Annotated in this window: 16 protein-coding genes; 3 read left to right on the forward strand and 13 right to left on the reverse strand. The window is 49.4% G+C overall.

What is annotated here, in order from left to right; translation table 11 throughout:
• Positions 1–41 precede the first annotated feature (41 nt).
• From M3650_RS11990 to M3650_RS12000, 3 genes are all read left to right on the forward strand, one after another.
• Positions 42–683, forward strand: coding sequence for a winged helix-turn-helix domain-containing protein (locus M3650_RS11990; protein WP_019420811.1), 642 nt, complete (start codon positions 42–44; stop codon positions 681–683).
• Entirely contained in the window at positions 664–1,854 is a 1,191-nt protein-coding gene (locus M3650_RS11995; RefSeq protein WP_251574981.1) for an MFS transporter, read from the forward strand. The genes M3650_RS11990 and M3650_RS11995 overlap by 20 nt, the downstream gene beginning before the upstream one ends.
• 148 nt (positions 1,855–2,002) lie before the next feature.
• Positions 2,003–2,359: a DUF1904 family protein gene (locus M3650_RS12000; protein ID WP_019420809.1), complete on the forward strand. Its 357-nt coding sequence runs from the start codon at positions 2,003–2,005 to the stop codon at positions 2,357–2,359.
• Between the two features lie 86 nt (positions 2,360–2,445).
• On the opposite strand, the gene M3650_RS12005 is transcribed toward M3650_RS12000, so the two are convergent.
• The 13 genes from M3650_RS12005 to M3650_RS12065 all read right to left on the reverse strand — a co-directional run bounded on the left by M3650_RS12005 (position 2,446) and on the right by M3650_RS12065 (position 18,368).
• A complete protein-coding gene (locus M3650_RS12005; RefSeq protein ID WP_251574983.1) occupies positions 2,446–3,141 on the reverse strand; it encodes an ABC transporter permease in 696 nt (231 codons plus the stop codon).
• Complete coding sequence (locus M3650_RS12010; protein ID WP_019420807.1) at positions 3,134–4,057, reverse strand: ABC transporter ATP-binding protein; 924 nt, start codon at positions 4,055–4,057, stop codon at positions 3,134–3,136. The genes M3650_RS12005 and M3650_RS12010 overlap by 8 nt, the downstream gene beginning before the upstream one ends.
• Before the next feature lie 157 nt (positions 4,058–4,214).
• Positions 4,215–5,150, reverse strand: coding sequence for a sensor histidine kinase (locus M3650_RS12015; protein WP_251574985.1), 936 nt, complete (start codon positions 5,148–5,150; stop codon positions 4,215–4,217).
• A gap of 1 nt (position 5,151) precedes the next feature.
• A complete protein-coding gene (locus tag M3650_RS12020; protein ID WP_285848421.1) occupies positions 5,152–5,856 on the reverse strand; it encodes a response regulator transcription factor in 705 nt (234 codons plus the stop codon).
• Between the two features lie 40 nt (positions 5,857–5,896).
• Positions 5,897–6,796, reverse strand: a complete 900-nt coding sequence (locus tag M3650_RS12025; RefSeq protein ID WP_251574987.1) for a YwqG family protein — start codon at positions 6,794–6,796, stop codon at positions 5,897–5,899.
• A gap of 1,824 nt (positions 6,797–8,620) precedes the next feature.
• Positions 8,621–8,935 (reverse strand): heavy metal-binding domain-containing protein, encoded by a 315-nt coding sequence (locus M3650_RS12030; protein ID WP_251574989.1) that lies wholly within the window; start codon positions 8,933–8,935, stop codon positions 8,621–8,623.
• 537 nt (positions 8,936–9,472) lie between these two features.
• On the reverse strand, positions 9,473–9,706 hold the full coding sequence (locus M3650_RS32595) for an S-layer homology domain-containing protein (RefSeq protein ID WP_369011115.1): 234 nt from the start codon (positions 9,704–9,706) through the stop codon (positions 9,473–9,475).
• A 435-nt stretch (positions 9,707–10,141) separates the two neighbouring features.
• Positions 10,142–13,240 (reverse strand): copper amine oxidase N-terminal domain-containing protein, encoded by a 3,099-nt coding sequence (locus tag M3650_RS12040; protein WP_251574994.1) that lies wholly within the window; start codon positions 13,238–13,240, stop codon positions 10,142–10,144.
• Between the two features lie 547 nt (positions 13,241–13,787).
• On the reverse strand, positions 13,788–14,606 hold the full coding sequence (locus tag M3650_RS12045; protein ID WP_251574999.1) for a protein-glutamine gamma-glutamyltransferase: 819 nt from the start codon (positions 14,604–14,606) through the stop codon (positions 13,788–13,790).
• Positions 14,607–14,829: 223 nt separating this feature from the next.
• The gene (locus M3650_RS12050) at positions 14,830–15,858 is read right to left on the reverse strand and encodes an NAD(P)H-dependent amine dehydrogenase family protein (protein WP_251575000.1); all 1,029 of its coding nucleotides are present in this window, start codon (positions 15,856–15,858) and stop codon (positions 14,830–14,832) included.
• 101 nt (positions 15,859–15,959) lie between these two features.
• Positions 15,960–16,793, reverse strand: coding sequence for a MerR family transcriptional regulator (locus M3650_RS12055; protein ID WP_251575003.1), 834 nt, complete (start codon positions 16,791–16,793; stop codon positions 15,960–15,962).
• 44 nt (positions 16,794–16,837) lie between these two features.
• A complete protein-coding gene (locus tag M3650_RS12060; RefSeq protein ID WP_251575004.1) occupies positions 16,838–17,710 on the reverse strand; it encodes an alpha/beta fold hydrolase in 873 nt (290 codons plus the stop codon).
• Positions 17,711–17,753: 43 nt separating this feature from the next.
• A complete protein-coding gene (locus M3650_RS12065) occupies positions 17,754–18,368 on the reverse strand; it encodes a TetR/AcrR family transcriptional regulator (RefSeq protein ID WP_251575005.1) in 615 nt (204 codons plus the stop codon).
• Between the last annotated feature and the right edge of the window lie 173 nt (positions 18,369–18,541).

The following is an 18,541-nucleotide window of genomic DNA, read 5'->3' on the forward strand; positions in this document are numbered from 1 at the left end:
ACGGTCAAATAAAATAGAACGTTCTAAAAAGGGTGAACATAATGATGCAACAGGACTTGTTTATTATCGACACGCTGGAGAAATTGAAAGTGATCAGCGACCCCCTGCGTACAAAAATATTGATGAATCTGGTGAAGCAAGAGTACACGGGGCAGCAATTGGCGGAAATCCTCGCCATTCCGAAGACCAAAATCTATTTTCATCTAAAAGAGCTGGAGAAACACGGCATCGTGCGGATTGTGCGGGAAGAAGAGAAGAACGGCATCATGCAGAAGTTCTATAAGGCAGTGGCGAGAAGGTTCATTCCGAGCGATGATCTGCTCCCGAGCCATGAGCTCATCGAGACGTCGCGGCAAGTTTTTTTGGAGACGGTGCTGACGACGCGGCAAGAAATCGAGAAGGCGCCGGGCGAAGCTTTCCAGTTAAAGAGCCACAACCAGGACATGAAGAAAAACTTGGCGGCCACCTATCAATTTCATGCGACGGAGGAGCAGTTTACAGCCTTCCTGAAGGAATTTAAAGAGCTATATCATAAGCATTTCAAACAGCAGGAGGCGAATGGGCCTGCAGACGCGAAGCCTTATATGATGTCGCTTATCGGCTTTCAGCGCAGCGTCGGCGGAGCGGCTGTGTTCGGAGACGGACAGGAGGACACGGATCACGATGACAATGCAATCGAATAGAAATATGTGGCTCATCTTGTCCGGAGTATTCGTGTCCGAATTGGCGGCATGGATTGGCACGATCGGCAGCCTGCAGTTTTTAAGCGAGCAGTTGTCTTCCCGCTTCCTGCAATCGTCCATCTTGGTGTCCGGGGCTGTATTCGGCATCTTCTTGGCCCCTTATGCCGGCAATGTCATCGACCGGTTGCACCCGAAGAAAATCTTGCTGTACAGCGGCATGCTGCGGATCGCCGCCATCGGATTCATGCTCGCCGCCATATGGGACCAGAACGTCTGGTATATGATCGTGTTTCAACTAATCATCGTCATATCCTCCTCGTTCTATTTCCCGACGGTGAATGCCGTGCTGCCGGTCATTGTGCCAGAGGATCAGCTAATGAAGGCGAATATGCTCAACTTCAATCTGACTACGATCGCCCGCATCTTCGGAACCGCCATCGGCGGCGTCTTGCTGACCATTCTGTCCTTGCAGAACGTATATGTCATCTCCGGGATCACCTACGTCGTATTAATTATTTTGACGTGCATGCTGTCCTTTGACCGGTCGCAGTTGAGCAACGTCACGCATCGCGCTCGCTCCAAGGCGTCCTTCTCCGAGTTGTTTCCGCTCATGCGGCGGGAGCCTATGGTCAAAGCGCTGCTCATTATGACGTGCATTCCGTTTTTATTTATCGGCGGCTTTAATGTATTTGCCATTGAACTGAGCGAAGCCCATCATTTTGACGGCCTGAAGGGGATCATTTATGCTGTGGAGGGCACGTCCATCCTTATCGCTGGCTTGGCGATGAAAAAGCTCGCACAACGTATGAGCAAACCCGCGCTGCTCTTCGGCGGGGCCATGCTCGTCATTGGCAGCCTGATCATCCTGATCATTCCGCTTATGCCGGTTCAAATGATCGGCTTTGCCGTATTCGGGTTCGCCGGCGGGCTATTCATCCCGCTGTCCAATACGGAGGCGCAGGTGCGTATTTCCAAAGATGCGCTGGGACGCTTCTTCTCGCTGAAACGGATGATTGAAACTTCCGTTCTGCAGCTATCGCTCATTTTTACCGGCATCATTCTCGATGTGTCTTCGTTCCAGACCTTGATGATTATGTACGCGGCTGTCTGCGTCATCTGTCTCATCGTCGCCCGCAGCGTATTCGCACGTACGGCCGCAGCCGTTCGTTAACAGGGCACCCACTCACGATCGAATCAAGACGCGATTCGAATTGGGACACCTATTCCGTAAACGGCACAACATATGATATGATACGTAAGGGTAATTAACTATATAAACAATGACATATGATACTAGAGTTTAAAGTAGGGATGATATTATGCCATTTATTCGTTTTAAAGGGTTTAAGCAGCCATTTGTTGAACGCATTTCCTCTGCAGTCATCCATCTGGTTGCCGACACCGTCCATATTCCACCGGACATCGTGAAGATTGAGCTTATTCACGCGGTGCCAGTCGCCAACTCGCCTTTGTCCGTCGAAATTTATATGTTTCAGCGAGAACAAGAGAAGCATGATGCAGTCGCTTCCAAGCTCTACACCCTATTGCAAGAGCATGGATATGACCATGTCCATATTTTCTACGTCATTCTCACTCCGTCGCTGTACTACAAGGAAGGGAAGCCGCTGCAAGGCGTGCCCGTCATTCCTGAAGCTGCAGGCGAGACAATCGAATAATAGTGCTCCGGTCGTTCTATATCCGAAGCTTCTTCCATTGAGATTCATAACAAAGAGCGCCCATAATGAGCGCTCTTTCGTTCCTTCTATTTGATAACGTCGACATGCTCAATGTTTCTGAGCGCGGCATAAGCGACGAAGACGCCTATGATGGCCAGCGTAATAGGGATAATAATGATGTTATTGAGCGATACCCCGCCATTATTCGAACAGACGATCATTATGATAAGCAAGGAAGTGGTGATGGTCGTCACCGTTGAATACTTTCTCATGCCAAAATATAGCGGAATGAGACTCATGCAGCTGGCTGCCAGCGCATTCATCCCGAAGCTGATCGAGGCTTCCGTCATGATGGAGGCCGTCAGCGGCTCGCTCATTTTATGAGTAAACTCATTGATTGCCAGTATAGCGCCGCTAACTAACAAGTCGGAGATGATGATGGATAGGAACGTAAACAGGAAGACGATGATCAGCTTCGCCAGAATGAGCTTTTTCCGGTTAATCGGATACATGAAGAGCACCGTAATCGACTTGTTTTTGAACTCATCAATAATGAAGCGCGACAATAACACGGCGGCGAACACGATAAACGTGCCTCTCACAAACATATCGATACCTATGAATACTTCGGAAAAGGAGGCAAAGACGGTCTCATCCGCATATTCAGCTCCATAGATCATCAGCAGCACCATGCCGAGAATGGCGACGTTCGCGATAAGAGCACCGCGAATATACCCGCCGATCTTATATTTTTTCAGTTCTAGGCTCATTAACTTACGCAACGATGCCACCGCCATTCAGCAAGGACAGGAAGTAGTCTTCCAACGAACTGTTCTTTTTGTGAATCGACTCGATGACGACATCGTTCATGACTAACGTCTTCGTAATTGAGCTCTGTGGTACAGAGGGATCATACACACGGATGATATGATCGTCCATTACGCGCAGATTGGATACTCCCAGATGCTTCTCCAGCAGAAACGCCGCTTTTTTACAATCGTTCGTCGTAAATTCGATATACTCCGTATTTTTCTCCCGGATCTGCTCCATCGACACTTCCTCGATCAACTTGCCATGGTTGATAACGCCGATCGTGTCCGCCATCTGTTCAATTTCCCCCAGGATGTGACTGGAAATCAATATCGTGATGCCGTATTCCTTGCTCAACATTTTGAACAAGTCGCGAATTTCTTTAATCCCGACTGGATCGAGACCATTGATCGGCTCGTCCAGCATGAGTAATTCGGGCTTCGTCGTAATAGCCCTTGCGATGCCGAGCCGCTGCTTCATCCCGAGGGAGAAGTCTTTCACTGCTTTGCTGCCGGTATTCGTCAGCTTGACCAGCTCCAGCGCTTCATCGATGGCTTGCTTGTTGTGATACCCCATATACTCGCAATGCAGCTCCAGATTCTCTCTGGCTGACAGCTTGTCATAGAAGACCGGATATTCGATTATGGTGCCCATTCTTCCCAGCAGATGGTAGGAAGTATCGGTCAGCTTTTCCCCGAACAATTCGATGTCGCCGGCGGTCGGCTTCACCAGATTCGTAATCATTTTCATAATCGTCGTCTTGCCGGCTCCATTCGGTCCGAGAAATCCATAAATCTCCCCTTTTTGAATATTCATATTGACATTCGAGACGACTTCTTTGCCTTGAAACGTCTTCGTTAGTTGGTTGGTTCTCAACAGGCAGGTCATGATTGTTTCCCCTTTCGCTCCTTCACTTATCTTTTATTGTAAGGAGTGAAATTCTCTTTTTTCTTACCCGATTCTTACGAATTTCTTAAGCTGGATCGCCGGCTCATCGTGCATGTTCAAAAGGTTAACTTGTCAGCACCGGGAAGATTGTATAAATCTAATAGCGTATTTTCTTCAAGGCAAATGAGAAGACAGTCTTCTCATACGGCTTGCTGTACAGATGGATGGTCCCGCCTAGGCTCTCGACCAGCCGCTTCGTGATCGTCAAGCCCAGACCACTGCCCTGATACGACGAGTTCCGCGAATCCTCGAGGGTGTACATCCGTTCGAATACCTGATCCCGGTGCAGCTCTTTAATGCCTTTCCCTTTATCCCACACCTCTACACGGATCCAGTCTCCGTCTTTTCGCAGCGCAAGTCCGATTGCATTGCCGTCTCCCCCATGCTGAATCGCATTGGAAATCAGATTGTTCAATATCCGATCAAGCGCATCGGCATTTCCCATTACATAGAGCGGTTGATCAGGAATATCAATATGAACCTCGAAGCCTCTCGCCGTCAACACGTCGTAAAAGGCCAACATGTTCGTCCGGCAAATCTCGTTGAGATGGATGCTAGTCAGCGGAATGTCCTTATCTCCCGACTCCAGCTTCGCCAAATCGAAAAATTTATGAATGAGCTCTAACACTTCAAGCGTCTTTTTCTGCACTTTGGACAGCATGGAGGCCCGTTCTTCCTGACTCATCTGTCCGTCCAGATTTACCGTTTCCAAGTAGCCCAACACAACGGTCAACGGTGTCTTCAAATCGTGCGATATGTTGGAAATCATTTTCTTCATTGCGATCTCCGTCTTGGCGTGGTTGGCCAATGATTGTTGGTTGCGCTCCAAAAGGCGGTTGATTTCGACGAGCAGCGGTATAAGCTCCTGATCATCCGTCACGAGCAGCAGCTTCTCCCCTGTGCCGCCGTTGACAATTCGGTTCAACTGCTCATGAAGACGACGAATGCTCGCGGTTCTCGTTCGGTTGAACGCATATTGCATGGCGATGATGCCCAGCAGGACGGCGACGATGGCGGCCAGTGCTATCGTCATATTAATGGCCCGCCCACTTGTATCCAATTCCCCATAACGTCTTAATATATTGCGGCTCGGACGGATTATCCTCGATCTTCTCGCGCAGTCTCCGTATATGAACGTTAATGACGTTCTCATCACCCATATAGTCATCATTCCATACGAAGCCGTAAATTTGCGCTTTCGTGAATACGCGATTCGGATTCGTAATGAACAATTTCAAAATATCGAACTCTTTGGATGTCAGCTTGATGTCCTCGTCCCGCTTCATGGCAGAGAAGTTGTCCAGATCGACTGTCAACTGCTCGAACGTAAGCACATTTCTGCGTTCCTCCTGCTGGACGGGATGGGTATACGCCGTGGCGCGACGGATCCCCGCCTTGATTCGTGCCGTCATCTCAATGAGGGAGAACGGCTTGGCAATGTAATCATCCGCTCCGAAACCCAATCCCAATGCTTTGTCCACGTCGCTGTCCTTGGCTGACATAATTAAGATCGGGATGGAGCTCGTCGCCCGAATCAGCTTGATCACTTCCATGCCATCCAGCTTGGGCATCATCAGATCGATCACAATCATATCGAAGGCTTTCTGCTGGAACGTTGTCACTCCCTCTTCCCCATTGTACGCCGCCGTGACGTGGAACCCTTCCTTAGCCAAATGATTGGTCAGCATTTCAACAATCGAAATATCGTCCTCCACCAGCAGTATGCGTTCTTGTTGCATGACCCTCTCACCTTTCCTGAAAAAAACTACATTGGGGTATTTAGCTCGAATACAGCGAGCAGTAAGTACGGGAAAAATCGCGCTTCAGCAAATCTTCCTTGCGCATGAAGAAGTGAATGACCCCGCAGTCCCACCATAGAAAGCCAACCGGATCGCTGCTATCGATCTCAAGCAGCATGACAGTATCCTTCACTTCCTGTTCCGCACGCTCCCGATCACCGCCGAAGTTCGTCGTCAGTTTCTCCAGCGAACGTTCCGCGCTGTAATCATAATGTTCGTTCATGAGCAGCATCAATGCCGCTTCCACTTCCGCGTCGTCGTGCTGTCCAACCGGATAGCCGAACATGCAGCCCCAATTGCGCGACGAGCTATCGGCCAATTCGTCGACCAGATCGTAATAGCTCTCGATATCCTCGAGGTCAAGAGCTTCCTCATCCGCATACGCATAGTTCGGCAGCTCCAGCGAGGAGCGCGCGCTTACCGTGTATGGCCGGAACTCTTCTCTGTCCTCGTCCTCGTCCTGAAGTGCGGTAATGCCATCTGGCTTCTGCAGTTGCAGCGTTCCGGCCTGTTCTACGTAAATGACCTGGTGCTCGATGTTGTAAGCCGGCTCGTCAATGCCGAGGAAGAAATAGAGCATCCCCTGCTGCGGAAGCAATTGGGCGTTGTCATGCGGCGCAATTTCCGCCAGATTAAGCTGGGCGAGGAACGTCATCTTCGTTCCGTCTTTCATCACCGGCCAAGCCGTATGCTCCGGCAGATCCGGGTGCCCGCCGACGCGCGAGCCGCCCGTATGTTCGTATTCATCCCGTTGCACCAAGTCTAGCCGAACTCCTTGCTTGCACGCAGAGAGCAAATAGTGTTCTGCCGCGGTTAGCTCTCGCTCCTCCAGATGCCTCTTTAACTCTATCGTCATTGGATTGTCCAAATTCATGCTCATTTTGTGGCCTCCCTATTACATCTCCCTTTAGTCCATTGTCCTACGACCGAACTGTCGTTGCAACCATTTTGAACAAATGGCAGCGGGAGTCTGTCATCGGGCCCTTACCGGGCAGGATTGCGGGGCGGGCTTGTAGAGCAGACTTGTAGAGCACGTTTACGGAGTGGAATTGCAGAGCTCGCTTGCGGGCTGAGTAGAATGGGAGCAAAGGGCTGCTGCAAAATGGGGCTCGGACAAGCGGTGCCTGTGGGGCAGAGCTTGCAGCGGAGGCGAGGCCTGCGAGGCCGTTGGGAGGCATGCTCTGGCGGCATTTGTGACGCTGCGGGGGGCCACAGGCGAGGGCTCAGCGGGCGGTGCAGGGGCTTTCCCAGTAGGCTGAGCGTTTGAAGTTGTAGTGGGAAGCCCGCTGTAGCGACACCTGAGGCGATGCGGGATTTTGCTGGCGGAGACTAGGCTTGCCAGCCAGCACGCGCTCTAGCAGCACCTGAGGCGATGCAGGGGCGGGGGCTTTCAGGCAAAAGGCTGAACGTGCAGCGGTGGGGGCTTCACGACGAGGGCTGAACGTGCCGCGTCGGGGGCTTCACGATGAGGACTGAACGCGCCGCGTTAGGAGCTTCACGATGAGGACTGAACGTGCGGCGTTAGGAGCTTCACGATGAGGACTGAACGTGCGGCGTTAGGAGCTTCACGTCAGCACTGAACGTGCCGCGTCGGGGGCTTCACGATGAGCACTGAACGTGCCGCGTCGGGGGCTTCACGATGAGCACTGAACGTGCCGCGTCGGGGGCTTCACGATGAGCACTGAACGCGCAGAGGAGGAACCTTACGATAGGGACTGAGCACACGGCGTTGAGGTTTCCGACGGGTGACTGAGCCCCGGGGAGAGTGGATGGAAGGATGAAAAATTGACCGTGAGCGGACAAACGGCCTGTTCCTGCAACTCTTCCCGCCAACCATTCCATTCCATTGGATAATGTACAGTCATTTGACTGTCCTCAAGCGCAAACTCACCTTTCCATTGGAAAACATCCAGTCTAATTGCGACTTCCTCTTATCGGCAGCCGTTTGAGCATGATTCTGCTGGATCATTTCCAGTGGATCACCACGTTACCAGCCCTGTACGCACATTTCGTTGGACAGAATCCAATAGCCATCAACGATCACGACACTTAAAAGATACATCCCTCAGTTACCCCTAACAATTAGCTCGAAGTCGCCTCATCCTAACATATGAGTTTCCGCGAATTAACCTTGGAGCTACGCTTATCGTGGAGTCCGCACGAGTAACACCTGTAGCGAGTGGTAATTTACAGCGAATGTAAATGTGACAGCGTCAGGGGCTTCACGACGAGCACTGAACGTGCCGCGGTGGGGGCTTCACGATGAGCACTGAACGCGCAGAGGCGGAACCTTACGATAGGACTGAGCACACGGCGTTGAGGTTTCCGACGGGTGACTGAGCCCCGGGGAGAGTGGATGGAAGGATAGAAAATTGAACGTGAGCGGACAAACGGCCTGTTCCTGCAACTCTTCCCGCCAACCACTCCATTCCATTGGATAATGTACAGTCATTTGACTGTCCTCAAGCGCAAACTCACCTTTCCATTGGAAAACATCCAGTCTAATTGCGACCTTCCTCTTATCAGCAGCCGTTTGAGTATGATTCTGCTGGATCATTTCCAGTGGATCACCACGTTACCAGCCCTGTACGCACATTTCGTTGGACAGAATCCAATAGCCATCAACGATCACGACACAATAAAAAGGAACACCTATCAGGTGTCCCCTCACTCACAATACACAATATCTCAATATCATCTCATATTAGCGTACAACGACTGCCGTTCCGCTGACCGCGACCATTAACATGCCTTCGCGCACGACTTCGTAATCTACGTCAATGCCGACGACCGCATTCGCCCCTTTTTGCTTTGCCAAGCTCTTCATCTCTTCCATGGCAATGTCGCGCGCTTCCTTCAGCTTGCTCTCATACGCTCCGGCGCGACCACCTACGATATCGCGAACGGAAGCCAGAATATCGCGCACCACATTGGCGCCCATAATCGCTTCTCCAGCGACAACGTCAATGTAGTCCACAATTTCTTTGCCTTGTATAGTCGAAGTTGTAGTTATAATCAAATATCATACCTCCAGTTATATATTTGAATATGCGGTGTAAGGTTGTATTGATTCCTTAGCCTCATATGAGACAAAGTGTAACCCGTCATATAAGTATATTTTACTTTTTTCTGCCGATTCATGTAATCGATTATGGTGACAAAACGAAGGGGAAACGTGACAATTTAGCAAGGGCCAGAATCAACTGCAATCATCAGACGGGGGCGTCCAATTTGTATTTATATCACAGGGCGTCATCTCTCCGTCTTTCCCCACTCCACCCTTTTCGTGTTTTACATATCCTTCTCTTTCTTAAAAATAAGCCCCGGAATCCTAAGCTATCCCGAGGCCTGTATCTTGAATTTCGTATCTTCTGTTTAAAATCTACTACCTCTGTTTGCTATCTTCAAATTAAGTTCATGCGATTGCCGTCCGGCACTGCGCTCGGTTACCCAAGCTCAGATTGTTCGGTGTCCCCGGCCGGATTAGCTCTTGCTAATCAAGTCTTCCCGATTAATGCTCCCGATTAGCCTCCCGGATTAATCTAGCGCTAGCGTATTAATCTTTCTGAAGCATCGTCCACAATTGATGCATCGCTTTCGTGCTTTCCGCTCTCGTTGCGAGCCCTATTGGCGCGAACTGTTCACCCGAGCGGCCTTGCACTAGGCCTAGCCCATAAGCGGAACGGACCGCCTGTCGAGCCCAGTCCGGAGCTGCCGCTGCCACGTTCGACGAATGTTTCGACGAACTTATCAAACTTATCCCATCCGAACGTGTAATTTCCGTCGTCATCCAATGCCGTTCCGTCGCCGAAAAGGATCAAATCAAGCGGAACCGTCACCATGCTTTGTCTCGTTTCATTCATGTTGTCGGCCATCTTGCCGATTAGATTCCACCATTCGGATGAGAAAATCTCATATCCATACTGTACTTTAATATAATCGGATGCCTTCAGGGAATGGTCCGGCCATGGCGGCCGGATCCGAGCCAGAATGTATCATCGTCTTTATTAAATCCGACGCTTATAAGCCCCTGCACCTTCTGACTTGCCTTCTATTCCATTGTTCACTGTGTATACCCTCGTCATGTTATCCATCTTGTCTTCCTCCCCTTTCGAGGCTTTCTAAGAGTACGGTTAACATCGCGAGTCAAAAAGAGCCCCGGAAATAGATTCCGAGGCTCTTGATATGGTCCACTTGATGCGGAGGTGAGCAAACTCACCTTTTTTTAATAGCCGTCACCTGTAATAATCTCGTTGGATGATGCAGACAAACCATTAACGGTCGCATTACGTCCGTCCGCAACGGACATGACGAAGACTTTATAAGCAACGTCGCTTCTGATCAGATTGCCAAATGCATCCCTATCAGATGTACTAAACCATACGGTACTGTCGCCTGAAACACTCACCAGTTTGTAAGCATCCGAGTTCACCCGGTTTGCTTCTGTCAGCGTGAAGTTTCCAGCGTCGCCGACAGGAACCGCCATTACCGCATAATATGTGATGCTGCTGTCATTGCTTGGTTTGTTGAAATAAACTTTAAAGTCGTTGTTTCCCTCTCTTGACGCAAATACATTGCTCGCGACCGGTACAGATTGATCAGCAGCGAGAGTGACATCTCCGGACGAGGATGACAGCGCATTGCCCGTGCCTGTTCTTCCATCAGCCACCGTCAAAATAAAGTAGCGGTACGGCACGCCCTTTCGAATCACATCGCCGTATATATCACGAGTCGAGTCTGTTAATTGCTGACGGACATATGCGCCCTGTTTCGATACTCTCGTATAGTTCGAGGCGGAGACATTATTGGCATTCGACAGATTGAACGCATACGCTTGGTCTGAACGAACAGCCATGATACGGTATTCAGCAACGTTCGATTCGTTGGAAGGTGCCGTAAAGCTTACTTCGATATCGCGTCCACTGCCATGGCTGCCCGTCACATTCGCCGCTACATTACCAGCGACATCCACTGCAGTCGTGCCCCCAAGCGTAATCGCCGGGGATTGATACGACAGAGCGTTGCTCGACTGGTTGCCCGTGCTTACGGACAATACAAATACACGGTAACTGATGCCGTTGCGAATCCGATCGCCATCAACGTCTCTGGCATCGGAAGCCAGCGTCTGGCCAAGGTTGCCGCCTGTTCTGTTCACGACTGTCGAATTCCAGCTGGACACATTATTCGCATCCGAAACGCTGAACCAGCCTGCCTTGTCGGCTTTCACAACCATGACGCGATAATGGTTAATGTTCGCTTCATCAGCGGCACGAGTGAATGTCACCCGCAGGTCGCGGCCGTCGTTGTAGTCGTTCACGTCGCTGGCCGACACGTTCGTTGCCGCCTGCACCGTCGAATTGTTCGACAACGTAATCGTTCCGGACGAGCTGGACAACGCATTGTTATAGCTGCCTCGGCCTACGGACAACACGAATACTTGGTAGCTCACACCGTTCCTAATCGACGATCCGTCCACATCTCTTGCATTGGAATTCAGCGCCAAGCTAATATTTCCTCCGGTCTTGCTCACGGCCGTATAATTATAGCTCGATACGTTGTTCGCCGCCGATAGATCGAAGCGGTTCGCATTGGATGCCTTCACGACCATGATGCGGTATTGGCTGATGTCCGATTCATCCGAAGCCCGGTTGAACGACACACGCAGGTCGCGGCCGTCGTTGTAGTCGCTCACGTCGCTGGCCGTAACATTCGTTACGCCGCTGACGATATTGTTGTTCGACAGCGTAATCGTATCCGAAGCGGTTGACAACGCATTGTTATAGGACCCCCCGCTATTGGACACCGCCATGACGAATAGGCGGTACGTTTCTCCATTACGGATAGAGGATCCATGCACATCCCGCATGCTGGAAGGAAGCGTAGTCGTGATGCTGTATCCGGTCTTAGACACGTCATGGTATCTGCCGTAAGATGCTTTGTTGGCTTCCGTCAGATCGAAGCTGTTGGCATCTTGGTATCTCACGGCAAAAATCCGGTAATAGCTTACTTTCGATTCGTCGGATGCCTGATTAAAGCTAATCTGTAAATCACGGCCATCTCCATAGTTGCCTACATCGCTGACCTTCGTAATGACAGGCAAGCCGACCGATTGACCCAATGTCATCGAGGCAGATCCTGAAGACAACTTATTCGAGTACGAATTCGTATTGCTGACCGACAACACAAATACCGTATATGGCACTCCATTGCGGATATAATCTCCCGAAGTGTCTCTTGCTGTCGAGCTTAGCGTTGATGTCAACGTCGTGCCGCTCGACTTGGATACCGTCGAGTAGTTCTGGCTGGACACTCCGTTCGCTGTAGACGTATCGAATCGGTTCGCGTCTCTGGTCTTCACGACCATAATGCGGTAGTTCGAAATATTGTTATCATTTTGCGGTCTCGTAAAGCTTACATTCATGTCCCGTCCGTCGCCATAGTCCGCGACATCGCGCACTTGAACATTGCTCGCCGCCGACACGCCGTTGTCAGACAGCGAAATCTGTGAGGACGGATAAGAAAGCGCCATCTGGCTGCTTCTCTTGCCAACCGTCACCACGTATACGTTGTACGTTTGGTTGTTGCGGATATAATCCCCGTCCACGTCGCGCGCGCGGGAATCCAGCCGCACGCTCGGATCATCGCCTTGCGGATAAGCCGTCGTATAATTGTTGGAAGACACGGAGCGAGCCTTCGACAAATTGAAGGAAGACGAGCTCGACGATTTGACCACCATGATGCGGTAGTGATCCACGTTGTATTCATACGGCGCCTTGGAGAAGCTGACATTCAAGTCGCTTCCATCTCCCTGTTGTCCGATCACTTTCGCGTATACGTTGGATACTCCGCTTACATTATCCGAATTATCCGGTCTATCCGGTGTGCTTGGTCGGTCCGGAGTCGTAATTGTAACCGTTTTGCCTCTCTCGTTCCAGCTAACCAAGGCGCCCAATGCCTCACTGACAAAGCGGACAGGCACCATCGTTCTGCCTCTCAGCGTGTTGGCCGGCACATCCAAGCTTACGTTCATATTGTCGATGGTCGCCGACTTGGAGCCAAGCTTCAGCACAACGGTCGTGCCGTCCTTGCTTCCCGTCACCGTTCTCGTTCTCGAGTTATAATACACTCTTGCGCCCAATGATTCAAAAATGGCTCGCATAGGCAGCAGTACCCGTCCGCTAGACTGCACGGGCGGTTGATCCATCGCCAGCTTCGATCCGTCAACATAGACGGAAATGGCGGCTGCCGCATTCAATTGTGTGGTCGGCAGTATTAAAGAAAATACCAGTGACATTGCCACAATTCCAGATAATAACTTTCTCACGTGTTCATCCTCCCAGTTTACTTTCATCTTGCCATAAGAAAATTTTCCCTTCATAATTAGACGTACGAGAGCAGGAAAATGTTGCGTATTTTCTGAATAAATTGTGACAAATTCACGGCGGATTTCTTAACCATATCTTAAGGAGACGGCTTGGGCTTCGATGAATGCTGCCGCGATGCTCCCTTGAGGCGGCATAACTACGCATATTTTCGGTTCTTATGCAGCTTGACCAGAGCGCTGTGAAAAAGGGTGATAAGTCAAACAGGCGCTGCCCTAAAGGGTTGGCGCATGTTGGGCGGAGGCGGGCTTCTCCGCCTGCACGCTTCGGCTCATATCGCTGCGCGCAGCGGCGAAACCTCAACGCAAAAAAACCGGCCCATGGGCCGGGGATCGAATTCAATTATATTTTTCCGGAACCTTGCTTATCTTTCAAACTCAGCAATGATTCGAATTGGTATACCTATGTCCCGTTCTCGGAAATTCGCAGCGAACAGACGCCTTTCGCTTTTAGCTTGAGGTGCCCATTCTGGTCGTGCTAACCTTTATTTCAGTAAATGTAAGTATTCGCCCCCACTCTGGCAACGATGGCGTTTACTGAATACTTATTTTGTGCTGCCAAAGGGTTTCCCCTTACAGTTAATTTTTGCAATGATTGAAAATCCGGATGAAGCACACGTTCGGACAGGTAAGCCGATGTCATACTGCCTGGTTTTCTTTTGCTATTAAGGGCGGAAATGATTCCCTCCGACGTTTCTATCCCTATTCCGTGTCCATAATACTGGTCATTGGCCAGCATGACGGTATTCTCCCCTTGCCATTCCGGCGTCTCGGGAAGATAGTCAGGATTTTCGAAATAAAGTATATCCCCTAAATAAGCTTCATTTTTATTATTGACTGAAATTAATCGCAGGTTGCTATCAACATTCCAACCCCATAAGAACAGCTCTGTAAAATAAGTATTGAATGCTTCCTTATGGATAACATCGAGCACTGCCTTGTACAAAATAATGACCACTGCAGTCGCACATTCAAACGCATAGCGATACCCGTTTTTAAAAATATCGTTTATCCCATCAGATGGTAACACGCCACTTTTCAATCCGAAACCTCCATTTTTTGTGCGAGACCAATACCGCTTATTGCATTGGGAGTCTTTAAACGTGGCGAATCTTACACCACTGGCATCTAAATCCGTGGCCGATTTCACAATTTTAGATCTCGTTTTCAACTCGAACTCCAAAGCTTCAGGAGAGTCATATCGATATATGACTGGACTTGCCTTCTTCTTTTGCAATATTTCTCTTTCTATATCCGACAGCGTTACCTTATTTACTTGTTCTACATCACTGTCCGAAATAACTATCACTGATTATCCTCCAACTGATGTATGTTCATAGTATAGGTTAGTGTACGTGTGTTATTATATTTTGGTGCATCATAGGGCTGCATGCATACATATCGATCCAACCTCTGCGTCTTGCTATAATCATATTTTCTCTTTTTCAGGGGAAAAGTAAACCTAAATGTGCGGACGGGGGCAGACGTAAAAAAGACGACAGTGATAAGCTGTCGCCTTTGCAGAATTCGATTTATTTTACGTAGTAATGAAGCGGATACGTACGATATTGGGCCGGTTCCATTTTTTCGGTTGTGTAGAAGCCTGCTGGAGCTTGAAGCAGATCTGGAATCCGGTTGACGACAGTCGCGCATGTAAGCTCCACCGTTGCTGGGCAAGAGATGTTGACCTCCGTTTTCGGTTTGCCTTTGATAACCCAGTCGTTATGATCCACTTCGTCCTCGGCATATACTTTACCGATACATTCCGTTACGATGACTGGACCTTGATGGGTAACGGTCGTGACGACGGCGGACATGCCAGTGGCATCGCCTGCAGGAATCGTTTTGCCAAGCGTAGTTGAATGAAGATCTTCATTGTGCGTCATTGGAATCAATTGTTGATCCATCGACTTAATCGTCCATCCGAACTGTGAGCACAGCCACTCGTTGGCGTTTCTCATAAAGGACGGAAGATCGTTGTTGCTCGCGATTTTCTCCTCGAATTCCTTAATCGTCAAGCCCGCACCATGAACTTCCGCAAGCGCGATGCCGTACTCTTCGACATTGTAGCTGGACATGCCTTCAATTCTAGCAATCTGATGCGTCGCTCCCGCCAATACCGTAATTAAATTGCCCCAGAACACGTCTTGGTAACCAGATCCGGTTAAGGTGCAATTGTTGTCTTTGGCAAGCCGGTCCAGACGGTTGGTCAGCGCCGGAGAGGTTGTCCATGGATAAAACGCCTCTTCGCACGTGCTAATCGCGTTCACGCCATAACGAGCCGCCAGCTCAAAAGCGCCATACGTATCTGTCAGCAAGCTTGTCGTCGAAATAATGCAAACCTGTGCATCGCATTCCATGAATACTTGCTCGGCATCGGAACGGACAGGCACATTCAACTTCACGCCCAAGCCTGCAACCTCACCCACGTCTTTGCCGACGACGTTCGGATTCACGTCGATTGCCCCTACGATTTCCGCACCTTTTTCATACAGATATCTCAGAAAAAACTGTCCCATTTTACCGCAGCCGTATTGAATGACTCTAATTTTTTCCTTCATGTGGACAACCTCCTATATTGTTATATATTTCACAAACTATTATGCAATTGATACTTGGGAGCTCCTATGTCCTTATCATAAACTCTATAGTTACTATAGAGTCAATCCCTTTTGATAGGAACTTGTAATTTCATAAACATATTCCGCTCGTCATGATGAAATATCGGCAGCTCCACCACTACTTCACAAATGTAATCCCCAATCACTTCGTAGCCATGCTCTTGAACATAGTCGAACAACTTGCCCGCGTACTCACGTTCATGAAAGAAACTATCGCAATAGATGCACAAGTAGTCGTATTCCGGGATGATTTCAACACCTGCTTGCATCTCAAAATCGGGATCTACGAACAAAAAAACTTCTGTCGATACGAATTGTCCCCGTTCAATCGCTTCTTGACGGATAATGGAGCCGACATTGCAAAAATAAGCCATCGGCAAATGGTTGACGATCGCCTGTGCGCGCAACTCCCGCAGTATGTATTCGTACGTCTCCAACGTATTTTCATAAATATTAACCTTGCTGTCGTAGCAATAAATTTTGCGTGCCGGAACACGCTGCAGAACGATATGTCCGTCACCCGGGGCGTTCATATAGGTATCGTAATTTTTGATGCTGACATGGACCGCCTTTTTCATCTGATCCAGTTCCTTCATCTTGCGCTCGATGAGAACCGCTTGCTGTCGCAGCATCTCAGGGATAGATTCGACATCCTCGGTGTCGAGCCAAGCTTTAATGTTGTCCAACGACATGCCCAAATACTTCATATAGTTGATCATATCCAGTCTGGCGCATTGTTTAATCGCATAGTAGCGATAACCGGTACTCTCTTCCACGTACTCAGGCTTTAGCAGACCCAGCTTGTCGTAATAGCGCAGTGTTTGGACAGAAGTGTGGTTCAATTCTGCCATTCGGCCGATCGATAGTTTATCCATAACGATAGTGCCCCTCTCGAATATGGCTGTGACACTGCCTAGTCCTATACATTGTGGGTGCTGATAGGGTGTTGCCTGAGAAATTCAATGACAAGCTCGTTAATCCGTTGTTTCTGTTCGATACTTAAGAAATGCCCTGCCCTAGGGATGGTTGCGATTGTGACATCGGGAATGAGGCTCGCCTTCGCTTGAACCGTCTTGATGGAATGGCGGTAAATGACTTCGTCTTCCCCGACCACGAATAAGGTAGGGACTGGAAGCTGCGATAGCTCTCCCTCTGTAAATTCGGCAGGAAGCAGCCCGAGCCGAGGAGCGCAGCTCTGGTAGCTCGCTGCAAGGAGCGCTCTGTAAGACTCTGGCAGCAGCTCCAGACTATTATGCTTCGACATGCACCACTTGAATGCGCGATCAATAAACCACTGTATTGGGAACATCACAGCAGGGAACATCTTTACATAGAACATCCTTGACAGCGGCGCAAAGGAGCCGGCAGGTGCCAGCAGCCCCAGCGAACGTACCCGCAACGGATGCGCTACCGTATAATTCAAAGACAAAAAACCGCCCATGGAATGCCCCAATAAATGAAACGCGCCCAAATGCAGCTCCCCGACCAGCTCCAACAGCCATTGCGCTGCTGCTGCTCTGCTTGATAGCGGCTTGACGAGCGTGCTTTTGCCAAAGTCTCCAGGGACTTCAATGCAATGAACATAATAGTCCTTGGACCATTCGGCAATGTTTGCGCTCCACATGAGAGAAGTCGCGGTCATTCCGTGAATGAGCAGCAGAGGCGGATTCGACTTATTGCCGCATTTGATCATATGAGTAGTTCCGAAGTCAGTTGTAACTAAGCAGGATTCGTAAGAAACTGGCCACTCGCTCAGCGCTTGGTCATAAGCAGCTGTAAAGTGTGCTCGCATACTATCGCTTCTAAATATGGATGAAACCTTCGTATCCATCAACTCACTCCTTTACAGACGAAGTATTAATGAAAGCTCTCAAGATTTGATCTACTTGCGGAAAGCGTTCCAACGACGGATAGGTTAACCGGGTAAACACAACACCGTTCAGCATCGAAGTGTACATAAGAGCTTGCTGTGATGGATCCGCCTTGATGAATTCCCCATGCTTCTGACCTTGCTGGAACAGATGCGTGAGCAACTTCAGGCTCTTGGCCGAATATTCTGCTGAGATCGCTGATGCCTGCTCCGGGACCGTCTTGGACGTATTGGTTTGCAGCGCGATCAGAAAGAAATAACCGCTCTCCCGGGTGTGAGCAAGAATCTCTTCCGTCATTGCCTTTAGACGTTCATAAGGACTTCCATTGCTGTTCACAGCCTGATGAATCGTGTCATAGGAAGTAGTAAATGCCATCTTTGCTAACTCCATATATATATCTTCCTTGGAAGAAAAATAATGATAAATCAAGCCGTGGCTTAGCTGAGCTTCCCCTACAATATCGCTGACTTTCGTGCCTGCATAGCCCCGCTCTCCAAATACCTTCGCTCCGGCTGCCAGCAGCTGCTGTTTGCGTTTATCACGAATTTGCTGATTCTGTTCATCCACTCTGGGCGACATGGTGCTCATCCTCCTTGACAGAAGTGTTCTTCATAAGGCAATCGTAATTAATTTTGATTAATTAGTCAATCAAAAATATGATTTAAAAAAGCACATCTTCTAAAAAAATACGTATGACGGTTATTTTTACAGTTTGTATTTGATATTCACGAACGGATGTTCTATAATACTGG

The organism is Paenibacillus sp. MER TA 81-3 (assembly GCF_023713585.1).
Lineage (GTDB): Bacteria > Bacillota > Bacilli > Paenibacillales > Paenibacillaceae > Paenibacillus_B > Paenibacillus_B profundus.

Coding starts and splice junctions, on each gene's coding strand:
- M3650_RS12000 (WP_019420809.1), top strand. CDS start 2,003: ATGCCATTTATTCGTTTTAAAGGGTTTAAGCAGCCATTTGTTGAACGC.
- M3650_RS11990 (WP_019420811.1), top strand. CDS start 42: ATGATGCAACAGGACTTGTTTATTATCGACACGCTGGAGAAATTGAAA.
- M3650_RS12025 (WP_251574987.1), bottom strand. CDS start 6,796: ATGAGCATGAATTTGGACAATCCAATGACGATAGAGTTAAAGAGGCAT.
- M3650_RS11995 (WP_251574981.1), top strand. CDS start 664: ATGACAATGCAATCGAATAGAAATATGTGGCTCATCTTGTCCGGAGTA.
- M3650_RS12050 (WP_251575000.1), bottom strand. CDS start 15,858: ATGAAGGAAAAAATTAGAGTCATTCAATACGGCTGCGGTAAAATGGGA.
- M3650_RS12065 (WP_251575005.1), bottom strand. CDS start 18,368: ATGTCGCCCAGAGTGGATGAACAGAATCAGCAAATTCGTGATAAACGC.
- M3650_RS12020 (WP_285848421.1), bottom strand. CDS start 5,856: ATGCAACAAGAACGCATACTGCTGGTGGAGGACGATATTTCGATTGTT.
- M3650_RS12055 (WP_251575003.1), bottom strand. CDS start 16,793: ATGGATAAACTATCGATCGGCCGAATGGCAGAATTGAACCACACTTCT.
- M3650_RS12010 (WP_019420807.1), bottom strand. CDS start 4,057: ATGACCTGCCTGTTGAGAACCAACCAACTAACGAAGACGTTTCAAGGC.
- M3650_RS12060 (WP_251575004.1), bottom strand. CDS start 17,710: ATGCGAGCACACTTTACAGCTGCTTATGACCAAGCGCTGAGCGAGTGG.
- M3650_RS12015 (WP_251574985.1), bottom strand. CDS start 5,150: ATGACGATAGCACTGGCCGCCATCGTCGCCGTCCTGCTGGGCATCATC.
- M3650_RS32595 (WP_369011115.1), bottom strand. CDS start 9,706: ATGACGACGGAAATTACACGTTCGGATGGGATAAGTTTGATAAGTTCG.